General features: G+C 66.7%; 11 protein-coding genes and 1 other RNA gene. 1 reads left to right on the forward strand and 11 read right to left on the reverse strand.

Annotated elements, in window-relative coordinates; genetic code table 11:
• Nucleotides 1-52 precede the first annotated feature (52 nt).
• From FHT09_RS03510 to pqqA, 11 genes are all read right to left on the reverse strand, one after another.
• Nucleotides 53-129: non-coding RNA, sX9 sRNA (locus FHT09_RS03510), on the reverse strand.
• 62 nt (nucleotides 130-191) lie between these two features.
• A complete protein-coding gene (locus FHT09_RS03515) occupies nucleotides 192-2,828 on the reverse strand; it encodes a TonB-dependent receptor (protein WP_104605696.1) in 2,637 nt (878 codons plus the stop codon).
• 101 nt (nucleotides 2,829-2,929) lie between these two features.
• The gene (locus FHT09_RS03520) at nucleotides 2,930-3,964 is read right to left on the reverse strand and encodes a glucokinase family protein (RefSeq protein ID WP_104605694.1); all 1,035 of its coding nucleotides are present in this window, start codon (nucleotides 3,962-3,964) and stop codon (nucleotides 2,930-2,932) included.
• Between the two features lie 78 nt (nucleotides 3,965-4,042).
• Nucleotides 4,043-4,222 carry a hypothetical protein gene (locus FHT09_RS03525; protein WP_104605692.1) on the reverse strand — a complete coding sequence of 60 codons (180 nt, stop codon included), beginning with the start codon at nucleotides 4,220-4,222 and terminating at the stop codon, nucleotides 4,043-4,045.
• A 58-nt stretch (nucleotides 4,223-4,280) separates the two neighbouring features.
• Nucleotides 4,281-5,798 (reverse strand): PhoPQ-activated protein PqaA family protein, encoded by a 1,518-nt coding sequence (locus FHT09_RS03530; RefSeq protein ID WP_104605690.1) that lies wholly within the window; start codon nucleotides 5,796-5,798, stop codon nucleotides 4,281-4,283.
• 61 nt (nucleotides 5,799-5,859) lie between these two features.
• Complete coding sequence (locus FHT09_RS03535; RefSeq protein ID WP_047127706.1) at nucleotides 5,860-6,372, reverse strand: hypothetical protein; 513 nt, start codon at nucleotides 6,370-6,372, stop codon at nucleotides 5,860-5,862.
• A gap of 62 nt (nucleotides 6,373-6,434) precedes the next feature.
• On the reverse strand, nucleotides 6,435-7,574 hold the full coding sequence (gene pqqE / locus FHT09_RS03540; RefSeq protein ID WP_047127019.1) for a pyrroloquinoline quinone biosynthesis protein PqqE: 1,140 nt from the start codon (nucleotides 7,572-7,574) through the stop codon (nucleotides 6,435-6,437).
• The gene (pqqD, locus tag FHT09_RS03545) at nucleotides 7,571-7,849 is read right to left on the reverse strand and encodes a pyrroloquinoline quinone biosynthesis peptide chaperone PqqD (protein ID WP_104605688.1); all 279 of its coding nucleotides are present in this window, start codon (nucleotides 7,847-7,849) and stop codon (nucleotides 7,571-7,573) included. The genes pqqE and pqqD overlap by 4 nt, the downstream gene beginning before the upstream one ends.
• Complete coding sequence (pqqC, locus tag FHT09_RS03550; protein WP_104605686.1) at nucleotides 7,846-8,598, reverse strand: pyrroloquinoline-quinone synthase PqqC; 753 nt, start codon at nucleotides 8,596-8,598, stop codon at nucleotides 7,846-7,848. Before pqqC ends, pqqD begins: the two co-directional genes overlap by 4 nt.
• On the reverse strand, nucleotides 8,595-9,494 hold the full coding sequence (pqqB, locus tag FHT09_RS03555) for a pyrroloquinoline quinone biosynthesis protein PqqB (RefSeq protein ID WP_184416849.1): 900 nt from the start codon (nucleotides 9,492-9,494) through the stop codon (nucleotides 8,595-8,597). Before pqqB ends, pqqC begins: the two co-directional genes overlap by 4 nt.
• A gap of 66 nt (nucleotides 9,495-9,560) precedes the next feature.
• Nucleotides 9,561-9,641 (reverse strand): pyrroloquinoline quinone precursor peptide PqqA, encoded by an 81-nt coding sequence (gene pqqA / locus FHT09_RS03560; protein ID WP_002812057.1) that lies wholly within the window; start codon nucleotides 9,639-9,641, stop codon nucleotides 9,561-9,563.
• Between the two features lie 293 nt (nucleotides 9,642-9,934).
• Between pqqA and FHT09_RS03565 the strand changes: the two genes are divergently transcribed.
• Entirely contained in the window at nucleotides 9,935-12,115 is a 2,181-nt protein-coding gene (locus tag FHT09_RS03565) for a bifunctional (p)ppGpp synthetase/guanosine-3',5'-bis(diphosphate) 3'-pyrophosphohydrolase (RefSeq protein ID WP_104605764.1), read from the forward strand.
• Nucleotides 12,116-12,168: the final 53 nt, after the last annotated feature.

Here is a 12,168-nt window from a genome sequence, read left to right on the forward strand (position 1 = left end):
GCGCAGGTTCTGTCATCGACTGGCGGCCCAGGCCGAGCGCTGCGCTTGGAACGGCCAACGAAACTCAGCGAGCAGTCGTCAGCAGGGCGTGGAAGGCGCGCTCTGAACCGGCATCTGCGGGTGGTGCATGCCGATTCCGAGTGCCGGCCGCGCCCGCCTGGCGGTGAGCGCCGTGCTTTTGCCAGCCGCGCTTAGAACTTCATGTGCAGGCTCGCCATGTAGCGGCGCCCGCTCCTGTAGCGACCGGCCAGATGGTCGGTGTCGCCGAGGTACTGCAGGTATTGCTCGTCCAGCAGGTTCTGCGCGTCGATCTGCAGCGACCAGTTCGGGCTGAACGCATAGCCGATGCTTGCGCCGAGTTCGGCGTAGTCATCCACGCTTGCCGGCGCGGCACCGGCCACGTAACCGCCGGCCAGATAGCTGTCGCGCCAGTTGTAGGTCAGCCGTGCATTGAGCGGGCCTTTTTCGTAGTACGGGCTGACTGCCACGCTGTTGCGCGACTGGTAGGGCAGGGCATCGCCGGTGTTGTTTTCGCCATTGGCGTAGGTGTAATTGGCGGTCAGGCCGAAACCGCTGTCGCCGAATGGCTGCTGGAACGCGATGTTGAAGCCCTTGACCTTGCCATCGCCGGCATTGCGTGGCCGCTGGATGCTGTAATCGCAATAGCCATCGGCGGTGCAGCCGTTGCTGCCGAGCAACTGCGCCCAGCTCTGCGGCGCGGTATCGCGCAGCGCGTTGTACTGGCGCTCCACGCTGGCGCTGGTGTCGATGTAGTTGTCGATCTTCTTGTAGAACAGCGACCACGCCACCACCGACTGCTGCGCAAAGTAATACTCGGCCGACAGGTTGAAGTTCCAGGATTCGTACGGCGACAGCTCGGCATTGCCGCCGCTGCCGGTCAGCGTGGTGTCGTTGAGGAAGGTGTTGTTGACCATCTGGTTGTACGGCGCCCAGGCGATCACCTTGGCTGCGGCAAGACGGAACACCCAATCGTCGGCGGCCTCGTAGGACAACGTGAGCGAGGGCAGCAGGAAATCCTCCTTGCGCGTGCGGGTCTGCCACAGGTCCCCGGCGTTCTGCAGTGTGGGCGTGCCGCTGTAGACGAAGCCGCTGCCCTCGGTTTTCGAATCGACATACCGCAGCCCGAGATTGCCGCGCAAACCGCCGCCGGAGAAGTTCAACTGGGCGTAGGCGGCGTTATTGCTCTGCTGCAGCGCCCAGGTGTTGTTGAGATAGCTGGCCGGATCCGGCGCGGCGTAATCGACCGGGCTGTTGCGGATCCAGTTCAGCACGTTGTTGCGGCCTGCCTGCACATGCCGGCCGTGATCCGGATAGAAATCCTGCAGATCGGTCAGCCCGATCGTGCCCACGTCGGCCAGCGTGCCCGGCGTCACGCCGCCATAGACGTTGAGCTCGAAGCGTTCCTCATGCTTGCCATGACGTACGCCCAGCAGCAGTTGGTTGAACACGCTGTCGAACTGCAGATTCAGATCGAGTTGTCCGTAGGTGTCCTTGCTTTCGGTGGAAAAGATGCCGTTATTGCCGAACCAGCCGCCGGCAGACCCCCAGCTGGCCGGATCGCGCGCACGCGCCGGATCGTCGAAACGGATGCCGCGCCGCGTATCCCAGCTGAAGCCGCCGTTGTAGAACGGCTCGATGAAATACTGCGATAGATCCTTGTTCTCGGATCTGCTTTGGCCCACCTGCCCATTCAATCCCCAGCCGTCGCCGCGAAATGCACCGCGCAGGTCCAGGCCCTTGGTGGTCACTTCCGATTCACGCACGTTGTTGTCGTAGATCACGGTGCCGCCGAGCGGGTCGGCATTGGCAGCGGAATGCCCGCTGGTCACCACGCCATTGCGCAGGCCGCCGAGTTGATCCACTGCCGCGACCGTGCCGGCATTCCAGGTCAGGAAGCTGTACATCGACTGGTTGTAGTTGTCGAAGTTTTCGTTGATGTACAGGCCGCTGAGGTTGAATTCCAGCGCCTGGCTGGGCTTGAGTTGCAGGTTGACCACGGCGCTGTTGCGCTCGCGATCCTGCTGGAACCAGGCTGCGTTGATCGAATTGGGCACGTCCGCATCGGCGGGCACGCCGCCTGCGGCATTGGCGAACGTGCCGGCCGGCGCGTAGCCGAACACTTCCATGCCGCGGCGATCGACGCGTTCTTCGTAATGCTGCGCCGACACGGCGACGCCGAAGGTGTCGGCCGCGTTCTTCCAGCTATACAGCAGCGCCGCGTTCGGTTTGCCTTCGCTGGCCTGCGCGCTGTAGCTGTAGCCGATGGAGGCGGCCACCTCGTTGACGTCCAGGTCCAGCGGCTGCCGGGTGTGCATCAACACGGTGCCGCCCAGGCTGCCTTCGGTCAGGCGCGCTTCGGAGGATTTGAGGATTTCCGCACGGCCCAGGATCTGCGGCGCCAGCAAGGTGTAATCGAATCCGCGGCTGGGTTGCTCGCCATAGAGCCAGATTGCCTGGGCCACCGGGTGGCCGTCCAGGAACGACAGGTTGAGGCTGGGGTCGGTGCCGTCGATGCTGACGCGCTCGCCCTGGCCGAAGCGCCGGTCCAGGGTGACGCCGGGAATCTGCGACAGCGCCTCGGCTACGTTGGTGCTTGGAAACTTGCCGATATCTTCGGCGGTGATCGCTTCGGAAATGCCGGCGTTGTTGCGTTTGGTGTCGAGCGATCTTTCCAGGCTGGCACGGATGCCGACCACCTGCACGGCATCCAGATCGGTGGCCTGTCGGTCGACCGCGTCCTGGGCTTGCGCAGCGAATGCCAGCGACAACGCGATCGCGCTGGACAGCAGGGTGGTGCTGTATTTCATGATGTCTCTCCTCATCACGCACAGGGATGGACGGCGGGCTGCTGCACGCCGGATGCGGGTCTTGCAGACGCGCGCTCGGGGCCGAGCGCGTGGTGGATCGCTTACGACAGGTCAGCGGGGTGTTGCAGATACCAGTTGGCCGCGCCGAGCACGCCCAGTTGCCCGTGCTCGACCAACTTGACCGGAATGCGTTCGAGCACCGCGCGCATGCGTCCCTTGTCCAGAAAACGCTCGCGAAAGCGGCTGCTCTGCAGAAACGGCCCGATCGCCGGCAAAAAGCCGCCGGCCAGATAGATGCCGCCGGCCGCGCCGTAGGCCAGCGCCATGTCGCCGACCGCGCTGCCCAGCACCGCGCAGAAGATCTGCAGGCAGTCGCGTGCCAGCGCATCGTCGTCGCGCAGCGCGGCATGCGTGATCGCGGCCGGCAGCCGGTGGCGTGGCGTGGCGCCGTGCAATTCGCACAGGGCGTTGTAGAGATGCAGCAGGCCGGGTCCGGACAGCACATGTTCGAGCGGTAGATAGCGCTCGCCACGCAGCAGGATCCGCAGCAGCTGCAGCTCCACCCCGTCGTTGCTGGCCAGGGCGACCTGGCCGGCTTCGGTGGCGAGTACGATCGGCCGCGGCTTGGCATCGATCCAGACCGCCGCACCCAGCCCGGTGCCGGGGCCGACCACCAGGATCGGGCCGGTGGTGCGCGCATGCCGGGGTGTCGGTCCGCTCAGTTGCAGCACGGCGCGTTGTTCCATCAGCGGTGCGGCGTAGGCCACCGCTTCGAAATCGTTGACCAGGCGCACGCTGGGCACGGCGAGCGCTGCGCGAATGCGGCCCGGCGAAATCGTCCATGGCAGGTTGTTGCTGATGAAGCTGCCATCGTCCAGCGCGACCCCGGCACTGGCGATCACCACGGCCTCGACGTCGCACCGTTTCTGCAGGACGTCGGCAAGAATGGCCTCCAGACTGGCGTGTTCGGCGCAGCGGTAGGTGCGGTAATGCGACAGCTCGCTCGCAGCAGTGCCTGCCCGCGCGATGTGGCCGACCCGCACATGCGTGCCACCCACGTCGGCCGCGATGAAGCCGGTGGCGACCGGTGCGGTGGGCAGGTCAGAAGCGAGAGCAGAACGCGAAGTCGCAGCCACGTGCAGTCCTTTGGATTCGTCCGACCGGCCAATGCGATCGGCGAGTAGCAGCCTGTGTAGAAGTTGGTGACAACGATGTCAATGGTTCAGTCGGGTTGGATCGATCTTGTCGGCGGACTCAAGTGCAAAATAGCCGCGTTCGACATCGTTTATGCGGACTTGATTGCGCAAGGCGGGCAAAAGTGTCCACTCAAGTCCTGGCTTATTTTGACCGCTGGCACCGTTGTCGGTCCCAGGACGCTGGCGCAGCGTCGACATCGACCCTCGATATCGAGACGGCCGGCCTGGTTGGGTAGCGATCTGCGGAGCCGCCGACTCAGCGTGCAGGCGCCGCAGCGGCAGTGCCCGGCAAGGTGCTGCAGGCCGCGCCGTCGGTGGGTGGCGCCTGCGTCGGGTACTGCTGCTTGCCGAGCACGTAGGTCTGACTGGTGGCGACGAAGCCGTCCGCGTAGGTGGCCTCGACGAAGTACGCGCTCCAGCCGGCATCGGGAGTCTGCACCGGTACCGACACCGTGTTGCCGCGCGTAGGCGCGATCGGCGTGGCGCTGTAACGAATGCCGCAGGCATAGCGAAAATCGCGTGCCGCCGGGTTGTTCGCCTGCCACAGACGCAATTGCGCAGGGCGCTCTGAGGAGCGGAAGCGGATCTGCGAATGTTCGCCTGCGTGTAGGGAATCGCGCACCGTCGGCAATGCACGCTGCTGCTGCAGCCGGTTCACGAAAGGCACCAGGCTGTCGACGATCGAGGCGCGGATGCCGCTGTGCGCGCTGTTGGGCACCATGCGCAGCGCCTTGCTGCCGGGCAGCGCGTTGTAGAAGAACTGCGTGTTGTCCGGCAGGAAGAAATCGTCGCCGCTGGCATTGACGATGTACTTGGGCACGGCCAGGCGTTTGCGCTGCGGCGTGTGCAGATAACTCAGCGGGTCCTGCAGTTGCACCAGTTGCGCAAATGCCGGCGTGTGCAGCTGCGCGGTGATTCCCTGCCTGGCATAGGCGCCGAATGCGATCGGCCAGTTGCCGCCATAGGCCCGAGACATGTGCTCGAGCACGGCCGGCATATTGAGGATGTCGATCACGAACGGCACCACGGCCTCCACGCGCGCATCGGCAATGGTGGCGTGCCAGCTGGCCCAGCCGCGCTTGGAGGCGCCGGCGAGGATGAAGCGATGAATCTGCAACGGCGCCAATTCGCGTTCGGCCAGGCTCATGGTGCGCGCGATCGCCGCGGCCATCGGCACATGCAGCGGCATGGTCTTGCGTCGTTGCGGCGATGCCAGAAACAGCGACCAGCTGTAGGCGACGCTGTCGTCTTCGCGGCGCGGCCTGCCATCGTTGCGGTAGGTCAGTGCCTGGCTGGGCAGATCGCCGAGCGCGATCACCACGGTGCGGCTGCGTTGCGCCAGTGCGGCCAGGGCCTCGGGCGGCAATTCGCTGGACGGTTGCGGCGCGCCGCCATCGGCCGGTTGGCGGGTGCCATTGGTGGAGATCAGCAGCGCACGCGTCGGCAACGCATCCGCCGGCACGTAGATGGCCAAATCGTGCTGCCAGCTGGCCGGCTGCACCAGGTCCTCCGGCGACCACTGCTGCGAGGTCAGCAGGTAATCGCGCCGCTCGACACCGTCCACCGTGCTGGTGGCCACACGCCGGTAGACCAGCGGTTGGCGCTCGATGGCGTCGCGATAGCACACCAGCGCCTGGTCGATGCCGACCTCGGGCGCTGCGGCGCACTGCTGCGCTGACAGCGGGGGCGCCGTGGCCGCATCTGCAGGCGCAATGCCTGCGAACCAGGCCAGTGACGCCAGCAACGCCAGGCTGCAACGTGTCATCCAACGCATGCGTGTTCTCCGGGTGGCCTGCCGCAGTCTGCGGTGACGGGCCGGCAGTGTTCCGGCGCGCTTACTTGACCCGGCGCACCTTGGCCTGCGTGTTGTAACCCTCGATCTGCAGATACCACACGCCGACCAGACCCGGCTTGATCTTGACCTTGGGCGCCTCATTGCGCACGCCCGACAACGTCGCAGCGTCGGTCTGCTCCCAGTCCTGGCCATTGGCGAGCGTGTACACGCGCCCCTTCGAAAAACCCTTGAACTCGCCGACGATGTTGCTCTGGATCGGCTCGTTGCTGCCGAAATCGAAGAAGCCGCGGTTCTTGACGATCACTTCCTGGCGGCCGGCCTCCTTGGCTTGTTCGACCACGACCGCAGCTTCCTTGGCGACCTTGCCCTGCAGCCAGTCGTTGAGCGCGGCCAGTTCGCCGGCATCGAGCTTGTCCAGACCGGCGGCCTTGAACTGCTCGGCGCTCATCTGCGACTGCAGGTCGCCCTGCACCGCGCGCTGCGCGAGGGCCGGGCTGGCGTTCAGGGCGAGGGTCAGGCAGACCAGCAGGGGAATGCGGCGCGCGAGCGACATGGAGACCATCCGATCAGAGGAGGCGGCTAGTGTAGACGCTAGCCCGCGCCTGCCGCAGCCGGCTACGGCGCGTCGGCGGTGCGTGCGTCTGCGCTGGCCGATGCCGCGCGTTCGGGGCGGCCGGGGCGGCGGTAGACGAATTCCGGCGGCGGTGTGGCGGCCTCGCGTTCGGCGGTGGCGCGCACCTGGGCATGCCGCGGCGAGCGTTCGCAGACCGGGTCCAACGTGGCGGCATCGCCACTGAGCGCCAGCGCCTGGCAGCGGCAACCGCCCCAGTCGATCTCGCGCTTGGGGCAACCCTGGCAGACCTCCGGCATCCATGCGGTGCCGCGGAAGCGCACGAAGGCCTCGCCGTTGTTCCAGATGTCGGCCAGCGACCGCTCGCGCAGGTTGTCAAAGCGCATGCCGTCGATAGTCTCTGCCGCGTGGCAGGGCAACACATCGCCGCGCGGGGAGATGTTGACGAAGCGCTGGCCCCAGCCGCCCATGCACGGCTTGGGCTGGCGGGCGTAGTAATCGGGGGTGACGAAGTCGATCGCCAGGCGGTCGCCGAGCTCGCGGCGGGCGGTTTCCACCGCATCAATCGTGGCCATCAGCTGCTCGCGGCTGGGCATCAGCGCGGCGCGATTGCGCAGGCCCCAGCCGTAGTACTGGGTATGCGCCACTTCAATGCGTTCGGCCTGCCATTCCAGCGCCAGCGCGATCATGCCGGGCACGCGCCCGGCGTTATGGCGATGCAGCACCGCATTGAGCGTCAGCGGCAGGCCGCGCGCACGCGCGGCCGCGGCGAACTCGCGCTTCTTCGCCAGGCTGTTGCGATAGCCGGCAATACGGTCGGCACCGGCCGGGTCGACGTCCTGCACGCTCAGCTGCACATGCTCCAGTCCGGCTGCCTGCAACTGGTCCAGCATCGGCTCGCCCCCGGCCACGCCGGAGGTGATCAGGTTGCTGTACAGCCCGAGCGCGCGTGCATGCGCCACCAACTCGGGCAGGTCCTTGCGCAGCATCGGTTCGCCGCCGGAAAAATGTGCCTGCAGCACGCCCATGTCGGCGGCCTGCTGCAGCAGCGAGCGCCAGCCGGCGGTGTCCATTTCCTCGCGCAGCGCCGCCAACGCGATCGGGTTGGAGCAATACGGGCAGGCCAACGGGCAGCGATGGGTCAGTTCCAGCAACACCGACAGTGGCGGCGGGGCGATGGTCATAGCCGCAGCAGGCGCTTCTGATGCAGCGTATTGGTGAGTTCGATCACATCAATCTCGATATCGGCCGCGTCGGCAGCGAATTCGCCCGCCAGTTCCTGCGCGATCTGCGCCAGCGAGCGCGTGCCGTCGTAGCGCTGCGCCACCACCAGTGCGATCTCGTCCAGCTCCACCACCCGTTCCGGCGCCAGCAGCACCCATTGGTCGCGCGCGCGGTCGTGCTGCAGGCGCACGCCTGCGCGCAGGGCCGGCTGGCTGTCGCGGGTGATGTTGCTCACGCCGCGGCCCGGCTGGCGTCGCGGTCGGGCACGAACGCATCCGGCCACATGATGCCTGGGGCGACATAGGCCAGGTGCAATGCATCCAGCTGCGCCCACAGCACCGAACACTTGAAGTGCAGTGCGGCCTTGACCAGATCCTGTTTCTCGACGGTATCGGCGTGCTGCTTGACGTAGTCCAGCGCAAAATCCGAATCGCGTGGCGCTTCGGTCAGGCGATGCTCGAAGTAGGCCAGCGCTTCGGGCGAGACGAAGTCGTAATGCTGGAGCATGCCGGCCACACGCCGGCCGATGATGTTGGGGGCGAACAACTCGGTCAGCGAGGACGCGATCGCTTCGAGCAGGCTTTTTTCGCGCACGAAGTGCAGATAGGCCTGCACGGCAAACCGGGTGCCGGGCAGCAGCGCACGGCCGGATTCCACCAGCGTGCGATCCAGGCCGAGCGCGTCGGTCAGGTGCAGCCAGCGCGCGATACCGCCATCGCCGGGGCTGTTGCCGTCGTGATCGAGGATGCGTTGCCGCCAGATCCGCCGCAACGCCGGGTCTTCCATGCGCGCCAGGATCGCGGCGTCCTTCAATGGAATGCAGCGCTGGTACTCGAAGCGGTTCAGGGCCCAGGCCTGGACCTGGCCGCGATCGAGCTTGCCCTCGTGCAGCAGCGCGTGGAAGGGATGCTGGTCGTGATACAGGCGCGCGCCGATGGCGCGCAGATCCGCTTCCAGCTGGTCCGGGGTGAGCAGGGTGGTCACAGAGTGATCTCCAGGCCGTCGTGGGCGACGTCCCAGCCGCTGGCACGCGCGCTGGCGTACTCCGGCGAGTGGATGTCGAGCACGGGGTTGGTGGTGTTGAGATGGATGAAGATCTTGCGCGCCACATCCAGCGGGGCGAACGCGGCAATCGTGCCGTCGGGGCCGTCGATGCTCATGTGGCCCATGCGCTGGCCGGTCTTCTGGCTGATGCCCAGTTGCACCATTTCGTCGTCGCGCCACAGCGTGCCGTCGAAGAACACCAGTTCGGCGCCTTGCAGGCGCGCGCGCAAGGCGTCGGTCATCGCCGCGCAGCCGGGAATGTAATGCACGCGGTGCCGGCCATCGTCGATGGTCAGCCCGAGGGTTTCTTCGTTGGAGCCGGCCAGGTCGCCGCCGCTGCGCGATTCCATGAACAGCGGCACCTTGCCGGGCACCGAGAACGGCGTGAGTTGCAGGCCCAACAGCGACACCGGCGTGTCCAGCGCAAACGGCTGGCGCTCCACGTAGGCGGGATTGACCGCGTCGAAGATGGGGTTTTGCGACAGCAGATCCAGCACGCGGCTGCTGGCATGCAGCGAGAATGCCTGGCTTTCGCGCATCGACAGCAATCCGGCGATATGGTCGATCTCGCCGCTGGTCAGCAGCACCGCTTCGATCGGCGAATGCCGCAAGTCGCGCTGCGGCCAGAGTGCGGGCGTTGCAAGAATTTGTTGACGGAAATCGGGTGAGGCGTTGATCAGGACCCAGCGCTGGCCATCGGCACTGACGGCGATGCTGGCCTGGGTACGACGTTGGGCACCGTCGGCTTGTTGCCACGCTCGCCGACTGGCGGGTGTGTGGCAATTCCACTGCGGGTGCCCACCGCCGGCCGCCGATCCCAGAACGATGATGCGCATGGAGAACTGTTACCTGTCTGCCGGCGATTGCCGGTCATGCATCGGGAGGAAGGGCGGCAGGTGAGCTCAGAATTCGCCGGAGACGTAGCAGTTGATCTCGGCGCCACAGTTGACTTCACGAACGACAGGCTTCTTCCAGGTCTTCATCGGCTACCTCGCAGTTGGTTGGAATAACGTCGCCGCGGCAGGACGCAGCGACGACGCCACTGGAGGATAGGCAGGCGGTTTGGGCGAGTTGTAAAAAGCACGTAAAAAGCCGATTGCGCGTGCCGCTTGGTTTCTAACACTGCACCGATTGCGGCGCACAGCGGTTGCGAATCAAGACGTTGGCGGGTGAACCGACCATAAGCGCAAGCGTGCGGCATTGCGCCAGCGACAGCGTAATTGCGCGTTGTGGAGAAGGTGACGCGCACGTTACCGTAGCTGTCATCCCCGTGTCGTTGCCGATCGCCGTGTCCACCGCTGTGACCAGTTCCTCCTTCGAGCGTCTGCATGCCTTGCTGCAGCGTCCCGCCATCGCGTCGATCGCGCCAGATCTGCGTGACGCCCTGGCGCAGGCCTGGCAGCAGCTGCCGGCGCAGAGCGAGGACGTGGCCTGGGCGCTGATCGCCGACACGCTGGACGCGTTGGCGCTGCTGGCGGCCGACGAGGCCACCTTGATTGCGGCCTTGCTGTTCGACCTGCCGGCGCTGCGCGCCAAGATCGCCGGCCTGCCGTGGCAGCCGGCCGAGCGGCGAGTGGCGGTGGAAGGCCTGCTGGACGGACTGGATGCGGCCGACCAGGTCTGGGCCCTGCATGCCGGGCGCGAGGCCGGGCGCAACAGCGAAGGCCTGCGGCGGCTGTTGCTGTCCATCATCCACGACCTGCGGGTGGTGCCGATCCTGCTGGCGCGGCAGTTGGCGCGCATGCGCGTGGCCGACCGCCTGAGCGAAGAGCAGCGCCGCGCACTGGCCCAGCTCACCCGCGACATCCATGCGCCGCTGGCCAACCGGCTGGGCATCTGGCAGGTGAAGTGGGAGCTGGAGGACCTGGCGTTCCGGCATCTGGAGCCGGAGACCTACCGCCGCATCGCCCGCGAGGTGGACGAAACCCGCGTGGCGCGCGAGCGCTATCTGGATGCGGTCAAGCGCACCCTGTCGACGACGCTGGCCCAGCAGGGCCTGCGCGCGGAGGTGAGCGGGCGGCCGAAGCACATCTACAGTATCTGGCGGAAGATGCAGAAAAAGCGCCTGTCCTTCGACCAGCTGTACGACATCCGCGCGGTGCGAGTGATGGTCGACGACGTGGCCGCCTGCTACGCCGCCCTGGGGGCGGTGCACTCGCTGTGGGCGCCGGTGCCGAGCGAGTTCGACGACTATATCGCCCGGCCCAAGGCCAACGACTACCGATCGCTGCATACCGCGGTGGTCGGCCCGGAAGGGCGCACGATCGAAATCCAGATCCGCACCCACGAGATGCACGCGCAGGCCGAGCTCGGCGTGGCCGCGCACTGGAAGTACAAGGAAGGCGGCAAGGGCGGCGAGAAGGCCTTCGACCGCAAGATCCTGTGGATGCGCCAGTTGCTGGAGCAGGTGCAGGAAGGCGACCACGGCGAACTGGCCGGCGCGCTGGATGCCGAGCTGATCGAGGACCGCGTGTATGCGCTGACCCCCAAGGGCGAGGTCATCGATCTGCCGCAAGGCGCCACGCCGCTGGATTTCGCCTATCACGTGCACACCATGGTCGGGCATCGCTGCCGTGGCGCGCGCGTCAACGACCGCATCGTGCCGCTGACCTACCGGCTGCGCAGCGGCGACCGGGTCGAGATCATGACCGCCAAGGAGGCCGACCCGCGCCGCGACTGGCTGCTGGCGTCCAACGGGTTCTTGGCCAGCGGGCGATCGCGCGACAAGGTGCGCGCGTGGTTCCACAAGCTCGACCGCGCGCGCAATGTGCAGGCCGGCAAGGACCTGCTCGATCGCGAGCTCAAGCGGCTGGGCCTGCAGCATGCCGACCTGAGCGTGGCCACGCGCAAGTTCCACGCCGAGAATGTCGACGATCTGTACATCCAGGTGGCGCTGGGCGATACCGGGCCCAACCAGGTCAGCCGTGCCCTGCTGGAGGCCGAGCGGGCGGCCTCGCAGCCGGCGGTGCCGGCGCCGCCACGGCCCACCGCGCGCCGCGACGGCCTGGGCAAGTCCAAGTTCACCGTGCAGGGCGTGGGCAACCTGCTGGTGCAGCTGGCGCGCTGCTGCCAACCGGTGGCGGGCGAGCCGATCGCCGGCTATCTGACCCGCGGCCGCGGCATCACCGTGCATCGTACCGATTGCGCGGCACTGGCGCGTCTGGCCGCGACGCATCCGCAGCGGGTATTGCCGGTGGAGTGGGGCCAGGCCGGCAGCGGCTACGAGGTGGATGTGCAGGTGCGCGCGGTCGACCGCCGCTGGCTGCTCAAGGACATCACCAACCTGATCGCGCAGGAGGACGCGCATGTGCTGGAGATCAACAGCGACAACGTGCGCGACACCGGCAGGGCGCAACTGCGCCTGCGCCTGAAGGTCAGCGACTACGACCAGCTGTCCAGCCTGCTGGGCAAGCTGGATGCCTTGCCCGGCGTGAACGAGGTGCGGCGACTCGGTTGAGTGCGCCGCAGCCCGCCAGCGCCAATCGCCTGGAAATAGGCAGCACCCACAGC

Origin of the sequence: Xanthomonas sp. CFBP 8152 (assembly GCF_014199025.1) — a bacterium.
GTDB lineage: Bacteria > Pseudomonadota > Gammaproteobacteria > Xanthomonadales > Xanthomonadaceae > Xanthomonas > Xanthomonas arboricola_B.

Coding starts and splice junctions, on each gene's coding strand:
- FHT09_RS03515 (WP_104605696.1), bottom strand. CDS start 2,828: ATGAAATACAGCACCACCCTGCTGTCCAGCGCGATCGCGTTGTCGCTG.
- FHT09_RS03525 (WP_104605692.1), bottom strand. CDS start 4,222: ATGTCGACGCTGCGCCAGCGTCCTGGGACCGACAACGGTGCCAGCGGT.
- FHT09_RS03530 (WP_104605690.1), bottom strand. CDS start 5,798: ATGCGTTGGATGACACGTTGCAGCCTGGCGTTGCTGGCGTCACTGGCC.
- FHT09_RS03535 (WP_047127706.1), bottom strand. CDS start 6,372: ATGTCGCTCGCGCGCCGCATTCCCCTGCTGGTCTGCCTGACCCTCGCC.
- pqqE (WP_047127019.1), bottom strand. CDS start 7,574: ATGACCATCGCCCCGCCGCCACTGTCGGTGTTGCTGGAACTGACCCAT.
- pqqB (WP_184416849.1), bottom strand. CDS start 9,494: ATGCGCATCATCGTTCTGGGATCGGCGGCCGGCGGTGGGCACCCGCAG.
- pqqA (WP_002812057.1), bottom strand. CDS start 9,641: ATGAAGACCTGGAAGAAGCCTGTCGTTCGTGAAGTCAACTGTGGCGCC.